19 protein-coding genes are annotated in these 22,519 nt (G+C 64.8%); 13 read left to right on the top strand and 6 right to left on the bottom strand.

The genetic code is table 11. The features are described 5' to 3' along the window. Nucleotides 1-29: 29 nt before the first annotated feature. On the top strand, nucleotides 30-971 hold the full coding sequence (locus CK218_RS25760) for a lysophospholipid acyltransferase family protein (protein ID WP_095829328.1): 942 nt from the start codon (nucleotides 30-32) through the stop codon (nucleotides 969-971). A 4-nt stretch (nucleotides 972-975) separates the two neighbouring features. On the opposite strand, the gene CK218_RS25765 is transcribed toward CK218_RS25760, so the two are convergent. Continuing rightward, the gene (locus CK218_RS25765) at nucleotides 976-1,941 is read right to left on the bottom strand and encodes a hypothetical protein (protein ID WP_095829329.1); all 966 of its coding nucleotides are present in this window, start codon (nucleotides 1,939-1,941) and stop codon (nucleotides 976-978) included. 163 nt (nucleotides 1,942-2,104) lie between these two features. On the opposite strand from CK218_RS25765, the gene CK218_RS25770 reads away from it, so the two are divergent. Beyond that, the gene (locus tag CK218_RS25770; RefSeq protein ID WP_095829330.1) at nucleotides 2,105-2,689 is read left to right on the top strand and encodes a nitroreductase; all 585 of its coding nucleotides are present in this window, start codon (nucleotides 2,105-2,107) and stop codon (nucleotides 2,687-2,689) included. Nucleotide 2,690: 1 nt separating this feature from the next. Continuing rightward, nucleotides 2,691-3,299 carry a flavin reductase family protein gene (locus CK218_RS25775; RefSeq protein WP_095829331.1) on the top strand — a complete coding sequence of 203 codons (609 nt, stop codon included), beginning with the start codon at nucleotides 2,691-2,693 and terminating at the stop codon, nucleotides 3,297-3,299. A 62-nt stretch (nucleotides 3,300-3,361) separates the two neighbouring features. Here the strand turns inward: CK218_RS25775 and CK218_RS25780 are convergent, their stop codons facing one another. Continuing rightward, nucleotides 3,362-4,243 (bottom strand): CoA ester lyase, encoded by an 882-nt coding sequence (locus CK218_RS25780; protein ID WP_095829332.1) that lies wholly within the window; start codon nucleotides 4,241-4,243, stop codon nucleotides 3,362-3,364. Next, nucleotides 4,243-4,695, bottom strand: a complete 453-nt coding sequence (locus CK218_RS25785; protein WP_067000165.1) for a MaoC family dehydratase — start codon at nucleotides 4,693-4,695, stop codon at nucleotides 4,243-4,245. The genes CK218_RS25780 and CK218_RS25785 overlap by 1 nt, the downstream gene beginning before the upstream one ends. Before the next feature lie 150 nt (nucleotides 4,696-4,845). On the opposite strand from CK218_RS25785, the gene CK218_RS25790 reads away from it, so the two are divergent. Then, nucleotides 4,846-5,967 carry a DUF2336 domain-containing protein gene (locus tag CK218_RS25790; RefSeq protein WP_067328054.1) on the top strand — a complete coding sequence of 374 codons (1,122 nt, stop codon included), beginning with the start codon at nucleotides 4,846-4,848 and terminating at the stop codon, nucleotides 5,965-5,967. 72 nt (nucleotides 5,968-6,039) lie between these two features. Here the strand turns inward: CK218_RS25790 and CK218_RS25795 are convergent, their stop codons facing one another. Both CK218_RS25795 and parE read right to left on the bottom strand, forming a co-directional pair. Beyond that, on the bottom strand, nucleotides 6,040-8,106 hold the full coding sequence (locus tag CK218_RS25795) for an FUSC family protein (RefSeq protein ID WP_095829333.1): 2,067 nt from the start codon (nucleotides 8,104-8,106) through the stop codon (nucleotides 6,040-6,042). 43 nt (nucleotides 8,107-8,149) lie between these two features. Then, entirely contained in the window at nucleotides 8,150-10,204 is a 2,055-nt protein-coding gene (gene parE / locus CK218_RS25800; protein WP_095829334.1) for a DNA topoisomerase IV subunit B, read from the bottom strand. Nucleotides 10,205-10,458: 254 nt separating this feature from the next. Here parE and cpaB point away from each other — a divergent pair, with 254 nt between their 5' ends. The 9 genes from cpaB (at nucleotide 10,459) to CK218_RS25845 (ending at nucleotide 19,684) form a co-directional block, all read left to right on the top strand. Continuing rightward, on the top strand, nucleotides 10,459-11,397 hold the full coding sequence (gene cpaB, locus CK218_RS25805) for a Flp pilus assembly protein CpaB (RefSeq protein WP_095829335.1): 939 nt from the start codon (nucleotides 10,459-10,461) through the stop codon (nucleotides 11,395-11,397). Between the two features lie 81 nt (nucleotides 11,398-11,478). Then, on the top strand, nucleotides 11,479-12,873 hold the full coding sequence (locus tag CK218_RS25810; RefSeq protein ID WP_245435196.1) for a type II and III secretion system protein family protein: 1,395 nt from the start codon (nucleotides 11,479-11,481) through the stop codon (nucleotides 12,871-12,873). Nucleotides 12,874-12,877: 4 nt separating this feature from the next. Beyond that, complete coding sequence (locus CK218_RS25815) at nucleotides 12,878-13,153, top strand: hypothetical protein (RefSeq protein WP_095829337.1); 276 nt, start codon at nucleotides 12,878-12,880, stop codon at nucleotides 13,151-13,153. A 13-nt stretch (nucleotides 13,154-13,166) separates the two neighbouring features. Then, entirely contained in the window at nucleotides 13,167-14,381 is a 1,215-nt protein-coding gene (locus CK218_RS25820; RefSeq protein ID WP_095829338.1) for a response regulator/pilus assembly protein, read from the top strand. Beyond that, nucleotides 14,378-15,799, top strand: coding sequence for a CpaF family protein (locus CK218_RS25825; protein ID WP_067000192.1), 1,422 nt, complete (start codon nucleotides 14,378-14,380; stop codon nucleotides 15,797-15,799). The genes CK218_RS25820 and CK218_RS25825 overlap by 4 nt, the downstream gene beginning before the upstream one ends. Before the next feature lie 3 nt (nucleotides 15,800-15,802). Further along, nucleotides 15,803-16,768, top strand: a complete 966-nt coding sequence (locus tag CK218_RS25830) for a type II secretion system F family protein (protein ID WP_095829339.1) — start codon at nucleotides 15,803-15,805, stop codon at nucleotides 16,766-16,768. A gap of 1 nt (nucleotide 16,769) precedes the next feature. After that, a complete protein-coding gene (locus tag CK218_RS25835) occupies nucleotides 16,770-17,732 on the top strand; it encodes a type II secretion system F family protein (protein WP_067000198.1) in 963 nt (320 codons plus the stop codon). 133 nt (nucleotides 17,733-17,865) lie between these two features. Beyond that, entirely contained in the window at nucleotides 17,866-18,339 is a 474-nt protein-coding gene (locus CK218_RS25840) for a hypothetical protein (protein ID WP_095780694.1), read from the top strand. A gap of 172 nt (nucleotides 18,340-18,511) precedes the next feature. Next, the gene (locus CK218_RS25845) at nucleotides 18,512-19,684 is read left to right on the top strand and encodes a GGDEF domain-containing protein (protein ID WP_095829340.1); all 1,173 of its coding nucleotides are present in this window, start codon (nucleotides 18,512-18,514) and stop codon (nucleotides 19,682-19,684) included. 14 nt (nucleotides 19,685-19,698) lie between these two features. Here CK218_RS25845 and gcvP read toward each other — a convergent pair whose 3' ends face one another. Continuing rightward, nucleotides 19,699-22,509 carry an aminomethyl-transferring glycine dehydrogenase gene (gene gcvP, locus CK218_RS25850; protein ID WP_095829341.1) on the bottom strand — a complete coding sequence of 937 codons (2,811 nt, stop codon included), beginning with the start codon at nucleotides 22,507-22,509 and terminating at the stop codon, nucleotides 19,699-19,701. Nucleotides 22,510-22,519: the final 10 nt, after the last annotated feature.

Consider the following 22,519-nt stretch of genomic DNA (forward strand, 5'->3'; position numbering starts at 1 on the left):
TGTCACGCCAACCTTGTAACCGAGCCGCCATGCTCAAGCTGAAACCGCGGGAAAGGCCGTTTCCCGAGCTCTCCTACGCCAACCGGCATCAGCCGGCGCTGACGCGGTGGTTCATCCATTCCGTCGAAGGCCTGTCGGGCCGCGACCGCTTTGCCGTGCTCTACGACTTGTGGCGGCGCCAGGTCGCTCCAACGGGCGACCGTGTGTTCAGCCGCATGCTGGACTTGATCGACGTCAGGGTGCACCACGCCGGCCGTTGGCCGCCGGCAAATGTGCCGGATAGTCCGCTGGTGATCGTCGCCAACCATCCCTTCGGCATCGGCGACGGCATTGCAGTGCTGTCGCTCGCCGAGCAGCTCGGCCGTCCGTTCCGGGTCATGATCCACAAGGACCTGCTCAGGATCCGCGAGATGGAAGCCTATTCGCTGCCGATCGATTTTTCCGAGACCAAGGAAGCGCTGAAGAACAACATGGCCGTGCGCCACGAGGCGGTGCGGCTGTTGAAGGCAGGCGTCACCATCGTCGTTTTTCCGGCCGGCGGCGTCGCCACGGCGCCGAAGGGGTTCGGCCGGGCGATCGACCTGCCGTGGAAGATGTTTCCGGCCAAGCTCATCCAGGAGGCCAAGGCCTCGGTCATTCCTTTGCATTTCTCCGGCCAGAACGGCCGTCTGTTCCACCTCGTCAGTGGGCCGATGAACATGGCCGAGCGCGACAACCGCGTGGCGAAATTCGTCGGCAAGGCGTCGCTGACGCTGCGTACCTCCCTATTAATCCGCGAATTCGCCCGGCTGTCGGGCAAGGCGATCGAGGTGCGCATCGGCGATGTGCTGAAGTGGAGCGAGCTCGAACCGTTGCGCGACCGCAAGGCGCTGCTCGACCGGCTCTACCAAGCGGTTTTCAATCTCGCTCCGGCGGCTGCGCGGCGCGGACGCACGCCGTTTCTAACCAAGCGGATGCGCAAAGCCGCCTGAGCAGCTAGTCCGCGCCCTCCTCGGGATCGATGGCGGACGATTCGTTGGCCACGACCTCGATTTCCTGGTTCTGGCCGGCCACGACGGTGAAATCCTTCTGGTAGATGCGGTCGCGGTTCTTGGCGATGATGGTGTATTGTCCTTCGGCCAGCACCATCGAGGCGAAGGCGCCGACGGCTTCCTTGATCGGATCGCCGGATTCATTGAGCAGCGACCAGGAGGTGTCGGCAATGGCTTCGCCGCCGGGCTCGCGCACCAGCTTCATCGTCATCTCAGCCGCGCGGTGCTCGACGGTGGCCTCGGTCAGCTTGCCGGCCTCGACGCGGATATCGGAGCGGATCACGGCGTTGACTGCGCCATAGGTGGAGACGACATGGTAGGTGCCTGCATTCAGCCGCACCACCGTGTTCGGCTCGACATCGGGGGCGATCAGCGCGCGGTCGCCATTGGCCTCGGCCTGGCCCTCATAGATCGCGAAGCGGAGCTTCTTTGGCGCGATGTGCGCGCCGCCGGACGTCACCGCGTCGAGTTTCAAGCCGCCGGCATCGAGAACGAGGCTCTCGCGCTTTGCGTCCTTGCCGACGGTGATGCGCTTGGTGGCGCCGGCCCGTCCGTAAGAGGCGTGGACCAGGTAGCTGCCGGGGTCGAGCTGGAACACCGCCGTGCCGCCATGCGCGGACGCCACCATCGGCAGCTTGCCGTCGCTGGCCGGTTCCGGCTTGAAGACGCGCCAGACGATGCCGCGGGTGATGTCGGCGCCCTTGTCGGTCAGTTGCGCAGAAAGGGTGATCGCTCCGCCGCTGCCAAGCGCCAGCGACCGCTCGCTCTTCGGCGTCGCATAGCTCGAAATGCCCGGCAACTTGATATTGCCGACATCGTTGGCGTTCTGGGCCAGCGCGAACGAAACCGGCACCGCAAACAACGCGGCGACGAGCCCGATCACGAAAAGGCGCAGAGTCCCCTCAAACATGCCTTGCGTTGAAGCCCAAGGCGGTGGCAATTTCAAGGCTCAAGAGCCTGCCGCCCTCCGCCAGGGCTCTTTATCCGGCGTATAATTGCGCCATTGCCCGAGCCGCCCGACCTCCCGATGGCGCGCTTCAGCTCAAAATTGAAATGCTAGGAGACTTGCGCCCATGGCGTCGCCGATCATCGACTTCCTGCTGACCCGCAATTCAGCGCCGATTCCCGACCTCAAGGAGCCGGCGCCGAGCGATGCGGAAATCGCCACGATGATCGCCGCGGCGTCGCGGGTGCCAGACCATGGCCGCCTCGAGCCGTGGCGGTTTATCGTCTACCGCGGCGAGGCGCGGGTCGAGATTGGCAAGAAGCTCGCGGCGCTTGCCGAGCAGCGCGAAGGACCGTTGCCGGAGGGGCGCCGCAACCAGGAACTGGCGCGCTTCTCGCGCGCCCCGCTGGTGATCGGCGTCGTCTCCGTGCCGCGGGAGAACCCAAAGATCCCGCAATGGGAGATGTTCCTGTCGGGCGGAATGGCGGCTATGAATCTGATGGTCGCGGCCAACGCGCTGGGCTATGGCACCAACATGATCAGCAACTGGTATTCCGACGTTGCGGAGGGCAGGGCGATCCTCGGGCTGTCGCCGCAGGAGCGCGTCATCGGCTTCGTCCATATCGGCTCGTACCAGGGACCGGCGCCGGAGCGGCCGCGGCCCGATCCGGCTAAGCTCTATGCCGATTACGCCGGGCCGTGGGCCGGCTGACATGTTCTACGAGCCATCCAAGGGGCACGGCCTGCCGCACGATCCGTCGAAGGCGATCGTTGCACCCCGCCCGATCGGATGGATCTCGACATTGAACAAGGCCGGTGAGATCAACCTGGCGCCCTATTCCTTCTTCAACGCCTTTTCGACTCGTCCCTTCATCGTCTGGTTCTCATCCGAAGGCGCGAAGGACAGCGCCACCTTCGCTGATGAAACCGGCGAATTCGTCGCCAATCTCGTCAGCCGCGAGCTTGCCGAGAAAATGAACCGCACGGCCGTCGATGCGCCGCGCGGCGTCAGCGAGTTCGCCTATGCCGATCTCGCCATGGCGCCGTCGCGCCTCGTCGCGCCGCCGCGCGTGGCGGAAGCGCCCGCCGCCCTCGAATGCAAGGTGACCGAGATATTTCGGCCGCGGGGACTGGACGGCGCCGAGACCAGCGCCATCGTCGTCGCCGGCGAGGTCGTCGGGGTCCACATCGACGATGCTTATCTCAGGGACGGCCTGTTCGACATCGTCAGAGCCGGCAATGTCGCCCGGCTTGGCTATATGGACTATGCCAGCGTCAACGAGATTTTCTCGATGCGGCGGCCGCGCTGGAGCAAGGATTAACCGGGAGGGGTACACGCTCACGTCCGCTACAAACTGATCCCCATGGTCTGGTGATTGGCGGTTCAGGCTGAAAGTCCCGCCGCTCTCGCGCGTGCCAGCAGCCGCTCCGCAAGCCGCAGGTGCGGCCGGTCATACATCTTGCCGTCGATGCCGACGACGCCCGGATTTCCCGCCGCCGCGAAGGCGTCGACGATCGCCCGCGATCGTTCGACCGCTTCCGGCGATGGCGTGAAGGCGGTGTTGATGACCGGCACCTGCGCTGGATGGATCGCCATCTTGCCGGTAAAGCCGTCGCGCTCGGCCTCTCTGCATTCGGCTTCGAAACCGGCCATATCGCGGAAATCCGGAAAGACGGTATCGATCGCGGCGATTTCCGCCGCTCCGGCCGCCAGGATGGTCGTCGCGCGCGCCAGGCGGAAGACGTCGGTATAGCGGCCGTTCTCGTCGCGCGCCGAACGCGCGCCGATTGCGGCCGACAGATCTTCCGCGCCCCAGGTAAGTCCGGCAAGCCGGCTGCTTGCTCCGGCGTAGCTCGCGGCAGCCAGCAGGCCGGATGCGGTTTCGGTGATGATCGGCAGGATCTTTATGCCGCCATCCGGCAAGCCGCTTTCGGCCTCGTGCACCCGAAGCTTGGCCGCGAGCTGCTGGACATCCTGTCCGCTGTTCGACTTCGGCAGCATGATGCCGTCGGGTTTCACCGGGACGAGCGCCGCAAGATCATCGTCGGTCAGACCGGTCGACAGATCGTTGACGCGCACGTAGATGGCGGAGTTGGTCTGCTGTCGGTGGCCGGCGACGAAGTTCGCCGCGACTTTGCGGGCGGCCGCCTTGTTGCCGGCGGCGACCGAATCCTCAAGGTCGACGATGACCACGTCGGCGCCGGCGCCAAAGCCCTTTTCCAGCTTGCGCTCGGAATCGCCCGGCACGAAGAGCAGCGAGCGCATCAGGACGCCTTCTTCATCATCATCGCCTGCCTCGTGCATTTGGCGACAAGAACATCGTTCTGATTATAGGCGCGGTGCTCGAATTCGACGATGCCGCGATCGGGCTTCGACCTGGACTCGCGCACCGAAACGACCGTCGTCTCGACGCGAATGGTGTCGCCGTGGAAAACCGGGTGCGGGAAGACGGTCTCCTTCATGCCGAGATTGGCGACAGTGGTGCCGACGGTGATATCGTTCACCGAGATGCCGATCATCAGGCCGAGCGTGAACAGCGAATTGACCAAGGGCTTGCCCCATTCGCTCTTCGCGGCGAAGTCGAAGTCGATGTGGAGCGGCTGCGGGTTCAGCGTCATCACCGAGAACAGCATGTTGTCGCTTTCGGTGACGGTCTTGCGCAGCGTGTGCCGGAAGACGCGGCCGACGACGAACTCCTCCAGATAAAGCCCGGCCATGGTCGATCTCCTCCGCTATTCCTGTTTGATAGGCGTTGGTTGCAAAGCCATCAAGCCGGTTAAGAAACATGGTGAACCGTTCGTAAACCATTTCCAGCTTACCGTTCCCAACGGGGCCGAAACGTTTCGGCAAGGGCGTAGCTGATCGGCATGGTTGTTTCGCATTTTCTAAAGTGGATCGATAAGGCAAGGGTTTCCGAGCGCGCCGCCGCCGCGAGCGCGCTGGCCCGCGCCTACATCAATTCCGACCTGCCGTTCGAGGATCGCTGCGCCGCCGAGGCGGCGCTCACGCTGCTGCTCGACGACGTTTCCGCCAAGGTCCGGCAGGCGCTCGCCGAAGCGCTGTCGATGAGCCATCACGCCCCGCCGCAGGTGATCGCAGCACTCGCTTCCGACCAGCCGGAAGTGGCGGCGCTGGTGCTGGCGCGTTCGCCTTTGCTTACCGATGCCGATCTCATCGACCGCGTCGCCTGCGGCCAGAAGGCCACCCAAAAGCTGATAGCCAACCGTCCCGTCGTCTCGATGTCGCTGGCGGCAGCCATCGCCGAGATCGGCGAGCCGGAAGCCTGCGCCACGCTGATCGCCAACAGCGGCGCCGATATTGCATCGCTGAGCTTCCGCCGCATGGCCGAACGGCACGGCCACCTGCCGCTGGTCCGTGAGGCGCTGATCGCCGACGCGCGGCTTCCCGCCGACTGCCGGCACATGCTTCTGGTCAAGCTCGGCGAGACGCTGAAGGGATCGCCGCTGGTGCTGGCGCTGATGGGGGCGGCACGAGCGGACCGCGTGATGCGCGACGCCTGCGTGAAGGCCTCGGTGACCCTGATCGAGGGCACGCGCGCCGAGGAGCACGCGGCGCTGATCGAGCATCTCAGACTGCGCGGCGATCTCACCGCGAGCTTCATCATCCGCACCGTCGCGCATGGCAAGGTCGACTTCTTCGGCTCGGCGCTGGTGGCGCTTGCCCAGCAATCCGAGCAGCGGGTGAGGGCGTTGCTGGCCGGCGGGCACGACGTTGCGTTGCAGGCGCTGTTCCGCAGCGCAGGCCTCGCCGCCGCCACGCACGGCATCATCCTTCGCGCGCTGAAGATCTGGCGCGAGGTCGCCAACGGCAAGCGTGTCGCCGGCGTGCAGGAGGTGAGCTGGCTGATGCTGAAGGAACTCGGCGGGCAATCGGCCGAGGGCGATCTCGCCGGACTGGTGAAGTCGATCCATCTCGACGCGCTGCGCGAGAACGCGCGCGGGCATGCGCTGGCAATTGCCGCCGCCTAGCGCACGTCGGTGCCAGGTGTGGCCGGCCTGGCGGCTTCCTGCTCGATGCTCACGTATCCCGGCCCGGCCCGTCTAAGGGTGCCCCTTCGCGAAAAAATCCGGATAATCCTGCATCGCGGCAGCGATGATGCGCAGTGAGGCCGCGACCTGAAGCATTTCCGGCCGGTCGCTGCGACCGGCGATGCTCGCCGCATATTCCCGCGCCACGGCGATGGTCGAGGTCTGCGGCTCGCCATGCCTCCTGAACAGCAATTCCCGCGCCAGGCCGCGCAGGAAGTTGCCGATCGACTCGACCGTCTCGCGTGGCACGGTGGAGTTCAGTTGCGCCTGGCGCAGCCGGAGCACTTCGAGGCCGACGGTCACGGCGGCAATGCTGCCGCCAAGAATAGGGTCGCCTTTCCTCCCGGTCTGCTGCAGTTGCGGCATCAACTGGTTGATCCGGTCATAGGCCAGGCTTTCGAAGGCCGAACGCCTGGGGACGCGCTCATGCAGGCAAAGGCGCGCCAAGTCCTCGCGCATCGCCTTCGAGATGCGCTCAACAGTGGCCCAGGGATTGGCCGGCAGAACGACGATGAAGACGCCGATGGCGATCAGGATGCCGACCAGGATCGATGCCGATCCGGCGAAGAACGGGCCGGGATCATAGGTCATCATCTGGTGCGGGCTGAGGAAAGCCAGGAAATTGATGGCGAAGGCGGTGGCCACGCCGACATGCCGCGGATTGGCCATGCCGAGCGCTGCCGGCACCAGGATCGGCACGACAAAGAGGGTGAACCAGCCGAAGCCGGGCAGCGCCGGCATTGCGATCTGGCCGACGAGGAAAGCGAAAGGCAAAGCGAGGAGCGTTCCGGTGAAGAAGCCCCAGGCCGACTGGACCGGATCGGGACGTGCCGCGAACAGGCTGGAGACGACGGCGACGAGAATGACGGTGCCCGCCGCCTCCGACCATTTGGTGGTCAGCCAGAAGGCGGCCACCAGAAGCGTGGCGAGCGCGGCGCGCACCGCATTGCGCCAGGCCGCATGATAGTCGCGGTGCACGACCAGGGCCGGCTGCTGCCGCTCACGAGACGTTCGGGAAACCGGCGAGCGAAGCGCATCCAAGCCGCGCATCACCTGCTTCAGCGCCTCCGCGAAATCGGCGGCAATGGTGAGGCGGGTGATGGTGCCGACCTTGTCTTCACCGGGATCGGTGGCCACCGGCGCCGTTTCTCTTGCCCTGATCGCGATTGCCTCGAGGCGGGCCACCCATGGGCCGGTGTCGTCCAACGCGTCGCGCGTCGTAGCGAGTTCCCCGACGATTGCCTTCAACTCGCTGCGAACAGGGATGAGCGTCGCATTCTCCGGCGCGGCATGGGTATGCAGCGCGCGGGCCGCCGAGAGCGCCCACAGGAGCTGTCCGATCGTGCGCCGGACCGGATGGGCGCGGGTCGCGAAGCTCGGCGCTTCGAGGCGCGCATAGGCGCGCATTTCGGCAAGTGTCTGGGCATCGGTGATCAGCTTGCGCTGGAGAGCGGCAAGACCGGCCGGATCGCCGTCGGAAAAGGCGCCTGTGGCGTAGTCGGCGAGATCGAGAATGCTGCGTTTCAGCCTGGAGATGATGGCGTCCGCCGCGAGCTTCGGCAGGATCAGCCGGCTGGTGACGCCGGCGCAGACGATGCCGAGCACAATTTCGGCGCAGCGCGCGACAGCGAGATCGACGACGAGATGCGCCTGCCCGAATGCCGGCAGGCTGATGATCATCGCTGTATAGCCGGCAAGGGCGGCGCCATAGGCTTCCGGATTGCGCAGCAGCGAGGAAACGAGGGTGCTGACGCCGATCCATAGTGCCAGCACCGTCACCAAGAGCCAGGGATTGGTGCCGAGCAGCGATGTGATGCCGATCGCCGCCAGGCCGCCGGCCAGCGTACCGAGCAGGCGGTAGAAGCCTTTCGCCAGCACCATGCCGGCGACCGGCTGCGCGACGATGAACACGGTCATCATCGCCCACTGCGGATGATCGAGCTTTAAGGCGTAAGCGGCAAGCAGCGCGATCAGCCCGGCAGAAACCGTGCGCAGGGCGAAGATCCAGTCCGAGCGCGTCGGCTGGGTCAGCTCACTTAACGGTGTCCCGGCTAGATCCTTCAGCCGCGTCCAGGTCACATGCAAGTCTCCGTCCCGGAGCCTGTTATGGACCAGTCCGCGTTCAGATATCCAGCACGTCGGCCTCGGCGAATTCGGCACGTTCCTGGATGAAGCGGAAGCGGGCCTCGGGCTTGGTGCCCATCAGCGCGTCGACGGCGTCCTTGGTCGCCTGCTCGGCATCGATCACGTCGACCCTGAGAAGCGTGCGCTTCCTCGGGTCCATCGTGGTTTCCTTGAGCTGCGAGGCCATCATCTCGCCAAGGCCCTTGAAGCGGCCGATCTCGACCTTGCCGCGCCCGGTGAATTCGGTGCGCAGCAATTCGTCCTTGTGCGCGTCGTCACGTGCATAGGCCACCTTACCGCCCTGACGGATCGAATAGAGCGGCGGCACGGCCATATAGAGATGGCCACCTCGGATCAGGTTAGGCATCTCCTGGAAGAAGAAGGTGATCAAAAGCGAAGCGATATGCGCGCCGTCAACGTCGGCGTCGGTCATGATGATCACGCGGTCGTAGCGCAGGTCCTCGTCGCGATATTTCGAGCGCGTGCCGCAGCCGAGCGCCTGAACCAGGTCGGAAATCTGCTGGTTGGCGGCAAGCTTGTCGTTGCCGGCGCTGGCGACGTTGAGGATCTTGCCGCGCAGCGGCAGCACCGCCTGGCTGGCGCGGTCGCGCGCCTGCTTGGCCGAGCCTCCGGCCGAGTCGCCCTCGACGATGAAGATCTCGGCGCCGGCCGCGGCATTCTGGGTACAGTCGGCGAGCTTGCCCGGCAGGCGCAGCTTGCGTACGGCGCTCTTGCGCGAGACTTCCTTTTCCTGACGCCGGCGCACACGCTCATCGGCGCGCGCGATCACCCATTCGAGAAGCTTCGAGGCTTCCTGCGGGTTGTCGGCCAGCCAGTGGTCGAACGGGTCGCGGATGGCGGTTTCGACGATGCGCATCGCCTCGATGGTGGCCAGCCTGTCCTTGGTCTGGCCAACGAATTCCGGCTCTCGGATGAAGACCGACAGCATGCCGGCGGCCGAGATCATGACGTCCTCGGTGGTGACGATCGAGGCGCGCTTGTTGCCGATGAGATCGGCATATGCGCGAAGCCCGCGCGTCAGCACGTTGCGGAAGCCCGCCTCATGCGTGCCGCCCTCGGGAGTGGGAATCGTGTTGCAGTAGGAGTTGAGAAAGCCGTCGCCGCCGAACCAGGTCACCGCCCACTCCAGCGAGCCGTGGCCGCCCTGCTTGTCGCTTTTGCCTGCGAAGACTTCGCGCGTGACCTGGAATTCGTCGCAGAGGGTGGCCTTGAGGTAGTCCTTCAGGCCGCCCGGGAAATGGAACTCGGCTTTGGCCGGGGTTTGATCCTTTTCCTTGATGAGCGAGGGATCGCAGGTCCAGCGGATCTCGACGCCGCCGAACAGATAGGCCTTCGAGCGTGTCATGCGGTAGAGCCGGGCTGGCTCGAAGGCGGCGCCCTTGCCGAAGATCTGCTCGTCGGGATGGAAGCGGGTCCTGGTGCCGCGGCGGTTGTGCACCTCGCCGAGGTGCTCCAGCCCGCTCACCGGAACGCCGCGCGAGAAGCGCTGGCGATAGAGCTGGCGACCGCGCGCGACCTCGACCTCGAGGTGATCGGACAGCGCGTTGACTACGGATACGCCGACGCCGTGCAGACCGCCGGAAGTCTCATAGACCTTGGAGTCGAACTTGCCGCCCGAATGCAGCGTCGTCATGATGACTTCGAGCGCCGGCTTCTTGAACTTCGGATGCGGATCGATCGGAATGCCGCGGCCATTGTCGGTGACGGTAAGAAATCCGTCCGCCGAAAGCTCGACGTCGATGAAGGTCGCGTGGCCGGCCACCGCCTCGTCCATCGAATTATCGATGACCTCGGCGAAGAGGTGATGCATCGCCTTGTCGTCGGTGCCGCCGATATACATGCCTGGGCGACGGCGCACCGGCTCCAGCCCCTCAAGCACCTCGATGTCGGCGGCGCTGTAGCTCTCGCTGCCGTCGCGGGCGGCGGCCGAGCGCTTCGCGGCCTGCACCAGCGGATCGGCCGGCCGCGAGGGCGCGCGTACTTGCTGGGGCTGCTTTTCCGGGTTGCCGAAAAGATCGCTGGTGTCGTCCATGCTAGCCATTAAGTCCAGTACTGCGAATCACTCCTCGATACTGCCACGCTTTTGGCGGGCGAACGAGTTCCTGTTCCGTTCAGGGATCAAACTGTCTCTTATTCCAAAACCATTCGATAACCAAGCCGCCGGAAATAGGGCGGGCTCCACCCCTTTGGATTCCTGATTCTTTAACATTAACGCCTAGCGTGAGCCTCAACGACAAAAGACCACGGGGCGTCAGGGGTTTCGTTGTGAAGGGCAGGGCCATAACCATGATCGGCATCGCAGCCGTTTTCGGCGCGATCTCGATCTTTGCCGCGGACTTCTGGGTCAAAAGCCAGGCGAGGGCCCAGTCCGAGCAAAAGACGGCATCGATCGTGGTGCCGCACGAGCCCAAAGTCGAGTTCAAGACCATCGTCGTGGCGAATGCGCCGCTACGCTACGGCATGCAGCTCGACCGGTCGCAACTCACCGAAATTCCGTGGCCGCAGGATTCTCTGCCGCAAGGCGCCTTCCCGACAATCGACAAGCTGCTGGCAGAAGGCAGCCGCGTTGTGCTGTCGCCGATCGAAGTCAACGAGCCGGTGCTGCTCGCCAAACTGTCGGGACCGAACGGCCGCGCCACACTTTCCAACATGCTGTCTCCGGGCATGCGGGCCGTCACCATCCGCACCGACGAGATCGCCGGCGTCGGCGGTTTCATCACGCCGGGCGACCGGGTTGACGTCGTGCTGACGCGCGATGCCGGCGAAATCCAGGAAGTGTCCAAGAACGCGCAAGGGGCAGCCGGCTCGACGGTCACGTCCGAAATCGTCGTGTCCGACGCCAAGGTGCTTTCGGTCGGGCAGGGCGCGGACGAGCGCAAGACCGAGCCGCAGGTCGCCAATTCCGTGACCCTCGAGGTCACGAACGAAGGGGCGCAGAAGGTAGCGCTCGCCCGCACCGTCGGCTCCTTGTCGCTGTCTTTGCGGTCCGCCGCCGATGCCAGCGCCAGCGGCAACGGACTTACCACCATCTCGTCCTTCGGCGGCTCGGTTGCCGCGGGCGCCGAGGCAAGCGCCGCCTCGCTGGTCAAGGCGGTGGCGAAGGAGCCGGAAGAGCCGAAGTTCAAGACGGTGATCGTGTCGCGCGGCACGAAGGTGGAGGAATATAAGGTTCCCTCCAAGCCCGCCGACGGAGACGTCGTTCCTTCCAACGAACAAGAACAATAGCCGGTGGGGACCGGCGGGAACGGGACAATGCATGTGCTGAACAAAGAACGGACCACGAGAGGGCTGCGCCTTCTGCGTGCTATGGTGGCGGGCGCCTTTCTGGCAGCCGCCGGAATGCTGGCCTTTGGGGCGCCGGCCCAGGCAAACAACGACGTCGTATACGTCTCGGCGACCAAGAACGCCTCGATCAAAGTCGCCAAGGGCAAGCCCAAGACGATCATGACGAACGCGGCCTTCTATCAGATCGTCATCGGCGATCCGGAGATCGCCAACGTCAATCCGCTGACCGACAAGTCCTTCTATGTGCTGGGCAACAATCTCGGCACCACCGGCATCGCGCTGTTCGATCAGAACAAGCAGCTCGTCGGCACCATCGACATCGAGGTGACGCTGGACACCGACCAACTGGCCAACACCATCCGCGCCAGCGTGCCGGATGCCAAGATCAAGGTCGGTTCGGCCAACGGCCGCGTGGTGCTTTCGGGCGAGGCGGAAGACGCGGTCGCGGCCGACAAGGCGAGCAAGATCGCGTCGCGCTTCTCCGGCAATGAGGAAGTGATCAACTCGGTCAACATCTCGTCCTCGCAGCAGGTTCAGCTCAATGTCCGTTTCGTCGAGATCAACCGGCAGGCGGGACAGGATCTCGGCGCCAAATACGGGGCCAATTTTGCCTTCGGCGTCGGCGGTCGCGACGTCATCATCGACCCGGGCACCGTGCCAACCGCCGGGACCGGCGAGATCATCGGCCGGTTGCTTTCCAACGGGGTTTCGATCGACATCGCCATCAAGGCGCTGGAAGAGCGCGGTCTCGCCCGGCGACTGGCCGAGCCGAACCTGATCGCCCGCTCGGGCCAGACCGCGAGCTTCCTTGCCGGCGGCGAGTTCCCGATCCCGGTGTCCGAGGACAACGGCAAGATCAGCGTCAGCTACAAGAAATACGGCGTCGGTCTGGATTTCACGCCGACCGTGCTCAAGGGTGGACTGGTCAGCCTCGATATCGCGCCGGAAGTTTCGTCGATCGATCCCTCCGCGTCGATCGAAGTCAGCAGCGGCATTTCCATTCCTGCCTTCATCGTGCGTCGCGCCAAGACGTCGGTCGACTTGAAAAACGGCCAGAGCTTCATGATCGCGGGCCTTCTGCAGTCGCAGAACGACATCACCACGTCGCGCCTGCCAGGGCTCGGCAAGCTGCCGGTTCTCGGTCCGCTTTTCTCCTCGAAATCCTATCAGCGGCGCGAGACCGATCTGGTGATCATCGTCACGCCCTACCTGGTCAAACCGGTTGACCCGTCGAAGAAGATGGTCGAGCCCACCGACGGAACGCGGCCGCCAAGCAATGCCGACTATTTCCTGAACAACACCGAGGAAGTCGACGCTTCCGCTCCCAAGCGCCCCTTGGCGCTGGCCGACGGCAGCGGGGCCCGTCCGGTGGCGGCGACCACGTCGGGCCATTTCCTCGATCTGCCGAAGGACTGAAGCCATGCGTCTGGCTCCTTGCATCGCTCTGCTGCTCGCCGGCGCGCTCTCCGGCTGCACCAGCGACGACTATGTGCGCACCGAAGGCGTGTCTCCGGCCGCCGGCAATGCGCAGGCGTCCAACACGGCCATGCAGATGGTCGATCCCTGGCAGTACGGCGTCCAGAACACCAGGCTTCTGGTGCCGGCTCCAAGCATGAGCTCCACGGCCACTGCCGCGGGCGCGAAGGGCGGCGCGGCGCCGGCTTCAACGACATCGGTATCAACGACAGCAGACTGATGGGCTGACGACCATGGCATCGGGCACCAAGACCAAGAAGATCCTGCTCGTTTCGACCGACCGGGCGTTTTCGCAGGACACGCGGACGGCTTTCGCTGCATCCGAGGTCATCGAGCTTTTGACGGTCGAGAAAAGCGTCAACGAACTGCGCGGCGAGGTCCAGGAGACCGATTTCGGCGCCGTCATTGTCGACATGGACGCGGCCAAACTCGAAGAGATCGAGTCGCTGCAGCGCATCATGCGCCGGATCGAAGGCCGCGTGCCCGTGGTCGTCGTCACGCAGGAATTCAATGCGGCGGCGGTGCGCATCCTGGTTCAGCTCCAAGTCGCCGACTTCCTGGTGAAGCCGATCACCACCGCCGATCTGGTGCGTTCCGTCATTCGCGCGCTGCAGGGGCCGGGGCGGGAGGAAAACTCCGAATCGCAAATCTACACCTTCATGCCGGCCGCCGGCGGTGTCGGCACCACCACGCTTGCCCTGCAGACCGCCTTCCAGCTGCACCATTCGGTGACGCGCGGCGCCTCGACCTGCGTGGTCGACCTCAATTTCCAGCAAGGCGCCTGCGCCGAATATCTCGACCTCGAGCCGCGCTTCGACATCACCGAAATCGAGAACCAGCCCGAACGCCTCGACCGGCAGCTGCTGGACGTCATGCTGTCCAAGCATGCAAGCGGGCTCTGCGTGCTGGCGGCGCCGACGCGCCCTTCGGAAATGCGCTCGTTCAAGACCGATGTCGTGGTGCGCATGCTCGACCTCGTCTCGGCCTATTTCGACAATGTCGTCATCGACATGCCGCGCACCTGGTTCCCGTGGACCGAGACGGTGCTGCTCGGCTCCAACAAGCTCTATATCGTGGCCGAGATGACGGTACCTTGCCTGCGCCACACGCAGCGTCTCATCCAGGCCATCTACGAGACGGCCGGCAAGGAAGTGAAGCCGAACGTCATCGTCAACCGTTTCGAGCAGAAGATGTTCGACAGCGGCATCAAGCAGGCCGACGTCCAGGATATCCTCGGCGAGCACTTCGTCGGCGGCATCTCCAACAACTACCGGCTGGTGCGCGAGGCCGTCGACCGCGGCGTGCCGCTGCACGACATCGATCCGAACGCCAATGTTGTGAATGACCTGAAGAAAATCATCCTGCCCGAGGAGGCGGTGGCGACGACGGCAAAATCGAAGTCGCTGTTCGGCCTCGGCAAGGGCCTCTTGAAGAGGAAAGCAGGATGAGCAGCCGCTTCTCCAACCTGCAGAATCGCGATGTTCGTCCGCTGCGGGCGCCCGAACCCGCGCCCGTTGCGCATCACGCCGTGGTCATTCCGACGACCCGCAAGCCGGCGCCGCCGAAGCCGGAAGCAGCACCCGCAAAGAGCGCCAACAAGGTGCTCGACGCGCGCGTGCGCATCCACCGCATGCTGCTCGAAGAAATCAACCTCGTCGCGCTGGAGCGGCTGCCCAAGGACGAAATGCGCCGCCAGGTGCATGAGTTCGTCTCGGAAAAGACGCGTCAGGAGCGAATGGCGATCAACACCGCCGAGCTGGACGCGCTGGTGGATGACATCGTCGACGAGATGGTGGGCCTCGGCCCGCTGGAGCCGCTGCTCAAGGATCCGGAGATCAACGATATTCTGATCAACGGCCATCAGAACTGTTTCGTCGAAAAGCGAGGCAAGCTGCAGCAGGTCCATATCCCGTTCAAGGACGAGGCGCATCTGCTTCGGATCATTAACAAAATCGTCGCGGCCGTCGGCCGCCGCGTCGATGAATCGCAGCCGATGGTCGACGCCCGCATGCTCGACGGATCGCGTTTCAACGCCGCGATCAGGCCGGTCGGCGTCGACGGGCCGCTGGTATCGATCCGCAAATTCTCCAAGAACAAGCTCGGCCTGCACAAACTGGTAGAGTTCGGCGCCATCACCCAGAACATGGCCGAGGTGCTGGCGGCGGCCGTGCATGCGCGCAAGACGACGATCATCTCCGGCGGCACCGGCACCGGCAAGACGACGATGCTCAATGCCTTGTCGGCCTTCATTCCTGAGGACGAGCGCCTGATCACCATCGAGGACGCCGCCGAGTTGCAGCTGCAGCAGCCGCATGTCGCGCGCATGGAAACGCGCCCGGCAAACATCGAGGGTCATGGCGAGCTGAAGCAGCGCGATCTGGTCAAGAACGCGCTGCGCATGCGGCCCGACCGCGTCATCCTTGGCGAGTGCCGTGGCGAGGAAGCCTTCGACATGCTGCAGGCTATGAACACCGGCCATGAAGGGTCGATGGCGACCATCCACGCCAACACGCCGCGCGACGCCATATCGCGCCTCGAACAGATGCTCGGCATGACCGGCATGCCGATGACGGTGCAGTCGATCCGCAGCCAAATCGCGAGCGCCATCGACATCATCGTGCAGCTGACGCGCCTGTCCGACGGCAAGCGCAAGGTGACCAGCGTCGCCGAAGTCACGGGCATGGAAGGCGATGTGATCCAGATGCAGGAGATCTTCCGCTTCGTGCGCACCGGCATGGAGGCGGACGGCAAGATCGTCGGCCATTTCGAGGCGACGGGCATCCGACCGCGCTTCCTCGAGGACCTGCGCAACATGGGCATTGAATTTCCGGGCAAGTATTTCGAACCCGGCCGGCCGCAGGAGTAGCCGGTGCTCGAGGGATTCAGCCCGATCTACGCCGTCTACGCCGCGGCGGCGCTCACCGGCATCATGATCGCCGAAGGCTGCTACCTGCTCTATGCCGGCCGCAGCGACAAGCGCACGGCGATCAACCGCCGCATGAAGCTGGCGGAGAACAAGATCAGCCAGGAGCAGGTGCTGATCCAGCTGCGCAAGGAGCGCGGCATGGAAGAGGGCACGCCCCTCCTTTCCTTCGATCGCTTTCGCGCCTTGCGCACGCAGTCCGGCATGATCATGCCGATGCCCAAATTCCTCACGATCACGTCGGGGATAGCGTTCGCTCTGACGCTTTTGGCCGTCTGGTACGGCCTGCCTTTGCTGTTCGGGCTGATCCTGCTTCTGGTGCTGGTGCCGGTCTTGCCGGTAATGGCGATGCGTTTTCTGCGCAAGCGCCGGCATAAGCGCTTCGGCATGCAACTGCCGGAAGCGCTAGAGCTGATCACGCGCGGCCTCAAGGCCGGCCACCCGGTGCCGGTGGCGATCGCGATGGTGGCGCGCGAGATGGCCGATCCGATCGGCACCGAGTTCGGCGTCGTGGCCGACGAGGTGACTTATGGCTCGGACCTGGTTTCAGCGCTCAACAACCTGTTCGATCGCGTCGGCCATGAGGACCTGCCGCTGTTCGTCACCGCTGTGTCGATCCAAAGCAGCTCCGGCGGCAATCTGCGCGAGATCCTCGACGGGCTGTCGTCGACCATCCGCGAGCGCGGCAAGCTGCGGCGCAAGGTGCGCGCCATTTCGACCGAAGGCCGCATGTCGGCCTATATCCTGACCGCCGTGCCGGTACTTCTGTTCACCGCCATCATGGTGCTGATGCCGCAATTCTATCGCGAAGTGTGGGGGATACCGAAGACCTGGTACATGCTGGGCGGCTCGATCCTGTGGCTCCTGCTCGGCAATGCCATCATGTTCAAGATGTCGAATTTCAGGTTCTGAAATGGAAGAGGTCATCCGCTTCCTTGCCTCGCTAGCGCCGACATCGCTGATGCCGGTGGCGGTGCTGCTGCTGGTGATGGGCGGCGGCGCGGTGGCATGGCCGCTGGTCGTTGCGCAGGGCGACCGCAACGAGGTCAAGCGCCGGCTGAAGGTCGAGGCGGCGCAGCCGATCGAGCAGCCCGAGCCGGCACCCAGGAAAAACGCGAACGCCGTGCGCGAGAAGGCGGTGAGGCGGGCGCAGGAATTCTATGCCAAGAGCGATCCGGAGAATGTCGCGCGATTGCGCATGAAGCTCATCCAGGCCGGCTACATGGAGCCGCGCGCCGTCGGGACGTTCTTCCTGATCCGTTTTGCCGCGCTGGTCGGAATGGCGCTTGGGGCATTCCTGGTCAACCATTGGGCGGCCAGCGCCGAATCGACCGTGACCAGCCGCTGGACCTTCATCATCCTGTCGGGAGCGGCCGGCTATTTCCTGCCCGGCCTGGTGCTGACGCAGAAGGTGCGGGAAAAGATGCGCGAATACCGCAATGGCTTTCCCGACTTCATGGATCTGATGATCGTCTGCTCCGACGCGGGCATGAGCATGGAGGCCGGCATCGAGCGGGTCTCGAAGGAACTCGCCAGGACCTATCCGTCGCTCAGCCAGAACCTGCAGCTGGTGTCGCTGGAGCTGAGGGCCGGCCGCAGCCTCGACGATGCGCTGAAGGCGCTCGCCGATCGCCTCAGCCTCGACGAAGTGCGCTCCTTCGCGACGCTCCTGCAGCAGTCCAAGGAGCTCGGCACCAGCCTGTCGGGAGCGCTGCGTGTCTTTTCCGACGAAATGCGCCACAAGCGCATGTCGCTTGCCGAGGAGAAGGCACATGCCTTGCCGGCCAAGATGTCGGTGCCGGTGACGGTGTGCATCCTGCCGGTGGTGCTGATGGTCGCCATCATCCCGATCGTCGTAAGGCTGACGTCGCACTGAGGCCGGCGGTGCTGGTTAACGCATCCTTTGCAAGCAACTGAAATTTAGGCGCATTTCGGCACCGAAGCTTAATCGCTCTCCTGTATGGTCCTTGCTGAAGAACGACCCGGCAAATCGGGCGACGGGGCAGGGCATGCGTCACAGACTTTCCACGGCAGCGGCGGTATCGGCGGCCGTCTTGATGATCACCGGCTGCACGACGAATAGCAGCGTCGACACGACCAAGACCACCGCAATCCAGGCGACGGCCAAGGATATCAGTGCCGCCGACCTGACGGAGGGCAAGGCGCAATTCCGGGAGGCGAATTTCGGTCTCGCAGAACAGCATTTCCGCAAAGCGGTGGAGCTCAAGGCAGACAATGCCGAAGCCTGGATGGGGCTTGCCGCCTCCTATGACGAGCTCGGCCGCTTCGACTTCGCCGACCGCGCCTATGCGCAATTGCTGAGGGTCGCCGGGCGCAAGCCGCAGATCGTCAACAATATGGGCTATTCGCAGCTCCTGCGCGGCAACAAGAAGAAGGCAAGGGCCCTGCTGCTAGAAGCCAAGGCCGGTCTCGCCGACCAGACGGTGGTCAACGCAAACCTGGCGCTGCTCGACAAGAGCTGATCCGCTTCCGGTTCGTCCCGCCGCGGAACCGTGCCGTAGTTTCAGCGGACATGTCGACGCTTTGTAAACCCTTTGTCGAGCGAGCAGCGGACACCGGCCGAAAACGGTTTGCGCCACGCGTCTACAGGCTACATTGAGGAAGCAACGAGACTCCCCATCGAGAACCTCAGAGATGTTGGATTTCAGCTCGCTCCTGCTCGCGGCGGCGCTGTCGGGCACATGCCTCAGCGTCACCATGCTCGCGATCTGGTTCAGCGCGCCGCGGGCGCGTTTCGTGCTTACGGTCGCCTGCGGCATACTCGTACTCGTTGCCCATGTCGTCCTGTTCTGGCGCTATACCAAGGACGCCAACCCGTGGCTCTGCCAGATGGTGCTTGCCCTGCTCAGCCTGGGGTTCCTCGTCATCTGTTTGTCGGCGATGCAGTATCTCGGCATCCGCAGTTATCGCCGCGCCATCGTGCCGGCGCTGGCAGCGATGGCGGCCTGCGCCCTCGTCACCTATTTCGGCTTCGATGGCGTCGGCTTTCTGATCACCTATTCGACGGTGACGGCTCTGCTCGCCGCGATCGGAACGATGTTCTGGATCAAGGGCGATCACGACCGCCGGATACTGCTCGTCGTTTCGTTTCTCAGCGGCGCCTGCGGGATATCCTTCGGCCTGTGCGGCCTGGTGCTGCTGGTGCAAGGGCAATGGGTTCTCGGCGCCGCGCCCGACAACTGGGCGGAGCGGTTGAACTCCGTCGTCGCGGTCGCCTGCATGACCGGCCTCGGCGCGCTGACGCTTTCGTTGCACCATCTGCAGGCGCAGATCGAGCTCAAGGCCGCGACGATGACCGATCCGCTCACCGGCCTGATGAACCGCAGGGCGCTCAGCGAGCTTTACGGCGGTCGCAGCTTCGGTCCGTTCATGGCGATCGCGATGTTCGACCTCGACCATTTCAAGACGACCAACGATGTCTTCGGCCATCCCGTCGGCGATCAGGTGCTTTGCCGGTTCGCGGCGGTGATCAAGAAATATGGCAGGGCCGGGGTCGATGCCTTTCGGCTCGGCGGTGAGGAGTTCGCGCTCGTCCTATCGCGCATGACGCCTGAAAGGGCGCACGATATGGCAAGCAGGATCGGGGTCGCTTTCGGCACCGAAATCGTCCCGACCCAACGTGGTCCGTTGCGCAGCAGCGTCAGCGGCGGCATGGGATTTGGTGCCGCCGATGGTCGCACCCTGGACGAGGTGCTGGCTGAGGCGGACGCCGCGCTCTACGCCGCAAAGCGCGCCGGGCGAAACCGCGTGATCGCCCAACGCCGGGAGGACCAGCCCGATAGCGGGCCAGCCCTGCGCTCGGCCTAACTTGCCCTGACCGTCTACTCTGCGGCGCCGAGATATTCCGACAGCGGCGGGCAGGAGCAGACCAGGTTACGGTCGCCGGCGACATTATCGATGCGCGAAACCGGCGGCCAGTATTTTGCTGCCAGATCTACGTCGCCCGCTGGGTACGCTGCTTCCATCCGCGAATATGGATGCGGCCACGCGCCTGCCAATGCCTCGGCGGCACTGTGCGGGGCGTTGACCAGCGGGTTGTCGTCGAGCGGCCATTCGCCCTTCGCCACCTTCGCCGCCTCGCCGGCGATCGCAATCATCGCCTCGCAGAATCGGTCGAGCTCGCGCTTGGGCTCGGATTCCGTCGGCTCGACCATCAGCGTTCCGGCGACCGGGAATGACATGGTCGGGGCGTGGAAGCCGTAGTCAATGAGGCGCTTGGCGATGTCGTCGACGCTGATGCCGGCGCTCTCCTTGAGCACGCGGGTGTCGAGAATGCACTCATGGGCGATGCGATCGCTCCTGCCCTTGTAGAGGAGGGGGAAATGCGGCGCGAGCCGCGTCGCCACATAGTTGGCCGAAACGATCGCCGTCTCGGTGGCCTGCTTCAGCCCGGAGCCGCCCATCATGCGGATATACATCCAGGTGATCGGCAGGATCGAAGCGCTGCCGAAGGGCGCGGCGGCGACGGCATGCGCCGAACCTTCCGTGACATGGCCCGGCAGATAGGGTTTCAGATGCGCCCTGACGCCGATCGGGCCGACGCCCGGGCCACCGCCGCCATGCGGGATGCAGAAGGTCTTGTGCAGGTTCATGTGGCAGACGTCGGCGCCGATATCGCCGGGGCGGGCGAGGCCGACCAGGGCGTTGAGGTTGGCGCCGTCGAAATAGACCTGGCCGCCATGCTCGTGGATGAGGGCGCAGAGATGGCGCGCGCCTTCCTCGTAGACGCCATGCGTCGAGGGATAGGTGAACATCAGCGCCGCGAGGTTCTTGGAATGCTCGTTGGCCTTGGCCCGCATGTCATCCATGTCGATGCTGCCGTCCTCGGCGCAGCGCACGACGACGACACTCATTCCCGCCATCGCCGCGCTCGCCGGATTGGTGCCATGCGCGGAGGACGGGATAAGGCACACGGTGCGGTGGCCTTCGCCGCGCGCGCGGTGATAGGCGCGGATGGCGAGCAGGCCGGCATATTCGCCCTGGCTGCCGGCATTGGGCTGCAGGCTGACCGCGTCGAAACCGGTGATCTCCGACAGCCAGGCCTCCAGGTCGCCGACCATGGCCCGATAGCCGGCCGAATGGCTGGCCGGCGCGAAGGGATGCAGGTTGGCGACATTCACCCAACTCACGGGCATCATCTCGGCGGCGGCGTTGAGCTTCATGGTGCAGGATCCGAGCGGGATCATGGCGCGGTCCAGCGCGAGGTCCTTGTCGGCCAGCCGCCGCAGGAAGCGCATCATCTCGGTCTCGGAGTGGTTCTCGTGAAAAACCGGCTGGGTGAGGAACTCCTTGCCGCGCCGCTTACCGGGCATCGAGCCGGCTGCCACCGTGCCGGGCTTGGCGCCGAATAGCGCCGCGATCGCTTCGAGGTCGGCTTCGGTCGAGGTCTCGTCGAAGGCGATGCCGACGCGGTCGGCATCGATGACGCGCAGCAGCCGGCCGGTCTTCTCGGCGGCTGCGGCTATTGCCGCTGCCTTGCCCTTCACTTCGGCCGTCACGGTGTCGAAGCGGTGTGCTCCGAGAACGGCCACGCCCGCTGTCTTCAGCCCCGCCGCAAGGCGGTCGGCGAGAGTGTGCACGCGCTCGGCGATCGCTTGCAAACCGGCGGGACCGTGCCAGATCGCATAGGCCGTCGCCATGTTGGCGAGCAGCGCCTGCGCGGTGCAGATATTGGAGGTCGCCTTGTCGCGGCGGATGTGCTGCTCGCGCGTCTGCAGCGCCAGGCGATAGCCCGGGCGGCCCTTGCTGTCGGTCGACTGGCCGACGAGGCGGCCGGGCATAAGACGGGTGAGCTTTTCGGAGACGGCGCAATAGGCCGCGTGCGGGCCGCCAAAGCCCATCGGCACGCCGAAGCGCTGCATCGGACCGACGGCGATGTCGGCACCGAGCTTGGCCGGCGCATCCGTCAACGTAAGCGCGAGCGGGTCGGCGATGAAGACGACCAGAGCGCCGGCGGCGCGGGCCTTCTCGATCGCCGCCTTGTGGTCGCCATAGACGCCGAAAGTGTCCGGCCAGGAGACGAGCAGCGCAGCGGTGTTGTCGTCGATGGTCTCGCCGTCGACCTCGGTGCCGAGCGGTTCGGCGCGGGTGCGCACGACATCGAGCGTCTGCGGATGCGGCGTGCCGGCAAGCGCCACCTTGGTGCGCTTGTCGCGGTGATGGCGCAGTGCGATGCCGACCGCTTCGGCAACGGCGGTGGCTTCATCGAGCAGCGATGCCGAAGCCACCGGCAGGCCGGTCAGCTCGGCAACCAGGGTCTGGAAATTGAACAGCATCTCCAGCCGGCCCTGACTGATCTCGGCTTGGTAAGGCGTGTAGGCCGTGTACCAGGCCGGGTTCTCGAACATGTTGCGCTGGATGACCGGCGGCACATGAACGCCGTGATAACCGGCGCCGATGAAGCTCTTCAGCACCGTGTTCTTCGCCATCATCGCCGACAATTCGGCCAGTGCTTCGGCCTCGCTGGCCGGAGTGGGCAGGTTGAGCGGCAGGTCGAGGCGGATCGATCTCGGCACGGCCTGGCTGATCAGCGTTTCGACGGATGGAACGCCGATGGTGGCGAGCATTGCCCTGACATCGTTGACGCTGGGGCCGATGTGACGGGCCGAGAAAGGAATGGGTGCTGCGGTCATTTCAAAGATC

The sequence above is a fragment of the Mesorhizobium sp. WSM3879 genome, from assembly GCF_002294915.1.
In the GTDB taxonomy this organism is placed as follows: Bacteria; Pseudomonadota; Alphaproteobacteria; order Rhizobiales; family Rhizobiaceae; genus Mesorhizobium.

Bases quoted from the DNA above. Each gene is read 5' to 3' on its own strand.
- CK218_RS25760 (WP_095829328.1), top strand. From the start codon at position 30: ATGCTCAAGCTGAAACCGCGGGAAAGGCCGTTTCCCGAGCTCTCCTAC.
- CK218_RS25765 (WP_095829329.1), bottom strand. From the start codon at position 1,941: ATGTTTGAGGGGACTCTGCGCCTTTTCGTGATCGGGCTCGTCGCCGCG.
- CK218_RS25770 (WP_095829330.1), top strand. From the start codon at position 2,105: ATGGCGTCGCCGATCATCGACTTCCTGCTGACCCGCAATTCAGCGCCG.
- CK218_RS25775 (WP_095829331.1), top strand. From the start codon at position 2,691: ATGTTCTACGAGCCATCCAAGGGGCACGGCCTGCCGCACGATCCGTCG.
- CK218_RS25780 (WP_095829332.1), bottom strand. From the start codon at position 4,243: ATGCGCTCGCTGCTCTTCGTGCCGGGCGATTCCGAGCGCAAGCTGGAA.
- CK218_RS25785 (WP_067000165.1), bottom strand. From the start codon at position 4,695: ATGGCCGGGCTTTATCTGGAGGAGTTCGTCGTCGGCCGCGTCTTCCGG.
- CK218_RS25790 (WP_067328054.1), top strand. From the start codon at position 4,846: ATGGTTGTTTCGCATTTTCTAAAGTGGATCGATAAGGCAAGGGTTTCC.
- parE (WP_095829334.1), bottom strand. From the start codon at position 10,204: ATGGACGACACCAGCGATCTTTTCGGCAACCCGGAAAAGCAGCCCCAG.
- cpaB (WP_095829335.1), top strand. From the start codon at position 10,459: ATGATCGGCATCGCAGCCGTTTTCGGCGCGATCTCGATCTTTGCCGCG.
- CK218_RS25810 (WP_245435196.1), top strand. From the start codon at position 11,479: ATGGTGGCGGGCGCCTTTCTGGCAGCCGCCGGAATGCTGGCCTTTGGG.
- CK218_RS25815 (WP_095829337.1), top strand. From the start codon at position 12,878: ATGCGTCTGGCTCCTTGCATCGCTCTGCTGCTCGCCGGCGCGCTCTCC.
- CK218_RS25820 (WP_095829338.1), top strand. From the start codon at position 13,167: ATGGCATCGGGCACCAAGACCAAGAAGATCCTGCTCGTTTCGACCGAC.
- CK218_RS25825 (WP_067000192.1), top strand. From the start codon at position 14,378: ATGAGCAGCCGCTTCTCCAACCTGCAGAATCGCGATGTTCGTCCGCTG.
- CK218_RS25835 (WP_067000198.1), top strand. From the start codon at position 16,770: ATGGAAGAGGTCATCCGCTTCCTTGCCTCGCTAGCGCCGACATCGCTG.
- CK218_RS25840 (WP_095780694.1), top strand. From the start codon at position 17,866: ATGCGTCACAGACTTTCCACGGCAGCGGCGGTATCGGCGGCCGTCTTG.
- CK218_RS25845 (WP_095829340.1), top strand. From the start codon at position 18,512: ATGTTGGATTTCAGCTCGCTCCTGCTCGCGGCGGCGCTGTCGGGCACA.
- gcvP (WP_095829341.1), bottom strand. From the start codon at position 22,509: ATGACCGCAGCACCCATTCCTTTCTCGGCCCGTCACATCGGCCCCAGC.